The 2,331-nt window shown below is 70.3% G+C and carries 1 protein-coding gene and 1 pseudogene; both read left to right on the forward strand.

Annotated features, from left to right (window positions below):
- Positions 1 to 805: COG1361 family protein (locus tag EPD65_RS15970; protein ID WP_243640636.1), on the forward strand; the 805-nt coding region annotated here is incomplete at its 5' end.
- A gap of 117 nt (positions 806 to 922) precedes the next feature.
- A pseudogene (locus tag EPD65_RS15975) lies at positions 923 to 2,331 on the forward strand (hypothetical protein); the annotation flags it as partial.

Raw genomic sequence — 2,331 nt, forward strand, 5'->3', positions numbered from 1 at the left:
CACGACTCCGGGCTCCACGACTCCGGGCTCCACGACTCCGGGCTCCACGACTCCGGGCTCCACGACTCCGGGCTCCACGACTCCGGGCTCCGGTAGCTCGCCGATCGACTCGCCGCAGGGCACGGTGGCGTTCAACCTGGGCGGCACGAAGGTCAACGGCCAGAGCTCGCCGACCGTTCCGGTCGGTCAGAAGGTGACCTACACGCTGCCCGTGACCAACACCGGCGACCTCCCGATCAACACCCTGGTCGGCAAGGCCTCCGACGGCGGCACCATGACCGGCGCGAAGCTCCCGCTTGCTCCGGGCCAGACCACCACGCTGACGTACACCACCACCGCGAAGCCCGGCACCCAGTCGGTCTCCTTCGGCGTCGTGGGTTCGAACCCGAATGGCCAGCAGCAGGGCAAGACCTGCTCGGCGGTCTACACGGGTGACGTGGCGAACGGCCAGATCGCCAAGACCGGCGCCATCGAGGTCAACGACCAGCCGACCAGCGACACCACCCGCTACACCTTCCACACCACGGACGTCTCCAAGCTCGACGTTCAGGTCACCAACCACGGTGACGCTCCGCTGCAGAACATCACCGCCACCTCGCCTGCCGGCGCCGTGACCGGTGGCAAGACCACGCTGCAGCCGGGCGAGAGCACCTGGTTCTCGGTGCCGGTCAAGCCCGAGTCGGGGATCAACGCCGTCCCGGTCAACTTCACCGGAACCGACCCGACCGGGAAGGTCACCACCGCGCAGGAGAAGTTCGAGTACACGCTCTGCACCTGCACCTCGGCCCCCGCGCCGCAGGCCTGACGGACGAAAGAGGTCATTGACATGAACCCCTGGATGAGGCGGTCCGTCGGGACCGGCTTGTTCGTCGGAGGGTTCCTCGCCCTCGGCATGGGCGCTGCCCATGCCGAGGGAACGGGGATGGACACCACTCCTCCGCCGAACCAGCCGATCCTCGGATCGGTCACGCAGCTGCTTGGCGGAGGTGGGCCCCTCGGAGGCCTGACGTCCGGTCTGAGCACGCTCACGAACCACACCACGACGACGTACGACGTTCCCACGGTCTCCGTGCGAAACCTCGCTGCGCCCACGGCGAAGACGGCGCCTGCGCCGGCTCCCGCCACGACCATGCTGGCCACCACCAAGGCCGCTCCTGCTGCCGGGATCCCCGCCCCGTCGAAGGGCACGACCCCGGCGGCAGACCTCGCTGCTACCTCCGGGCTGGCGGCAACGTCGGCACCGGCGGCTGCACCGAAGCCGAAGGCCGCCATGACGACGACCAGCAAGGTCGCGTCGCCGGCGGCCGACTGTGCGTGCGACCTGACGGTCGGTACGCCGACGGTCAACGGCACCGCGGCCGGCAGCTCGGGTTCGGCCCAGGCTCCGGCCGGCAAGCCGAGCACCGTCGCCGTACCCGTCACCAACACCGGAAGCTTCACCGTTTCTGCCCTGTCCGTTTCCGGACCGGGTGGCGCGATGAAGTGCGGGACGACGACCCTTGCGGCCGCCGCCTCGACGACCTGCAACGGCACCTACACGCCGACGGCAGGCGAGCAGTCGGCTCCGGTGTACGCCACGGGGTCCACCCCGGACGGCAGCAATCCGTCAGCTACCGGGCTGCTCTTCGTCACCGGCCTCGCCGGTGCCGCGGGCAGCTCCGGAACCTCCACGGGCAACACCGGCAGCACCACGGGCGGAAGCCCGGCCGGCGGTACCCCGGACGAGGACTGCAACTGCATCCTGACGGCGGGTACGCCGACGGTCGGCGGCCAGGCCGCTGGCGCTCCGGAGATCGCGAAGGTGCCGACCGGCCAGTCGACCACCGCCTCGATCCCGGTCTACAACGCCGGCGACAAGACGGTCACCAACCTGTCCGCGAGCAGCCCCGAGGGGTCGCTCACCTGCGCGGACACGGAGCTGGCCCCGACTGAGTCGACGGCATGCTCGGCACCGATCAAGCCCGAGGCTGGCGACCAGGTCGTCCCGATCACCGTCTACGGCACGACGCCCGAGGGTGGAAGCACCACCACCCAGGGCATCGCGTACGTGACCGGCGTGACGGACGGCTCCCAGCCGACCGACGGATCCACCACCCCCGGCAGCTCGGAGCCCACGGACGGCGGCACCACGCCGACCAACGGCACCACCACGCCGGGCTCGACGGACGGCTCGCAGCCGACCGGCGGTACCGACTGCCCGGCTGGTTCGATCACCGTCGATGGCACTAAGTACCCCGTCAACGGGACCACGGTGACCATCAACGGCGTCGACTACCCCGTCAAGGACGGCTCGGTCACCGTCAACGGCACGACCTACCCGGTCACCCCCGG

It is taken from the genome of Nocardioides jejuensis, from assembly GCF_004337475.1.
In the GTDB taxonomy this organism is placed as follows: domain Bacteria; phylum Actinomycetota; class Actinomycetes; order Propionibacteriales; family Nocardioidaceae; genus Nocardioides; species Nocardioides jejuensis.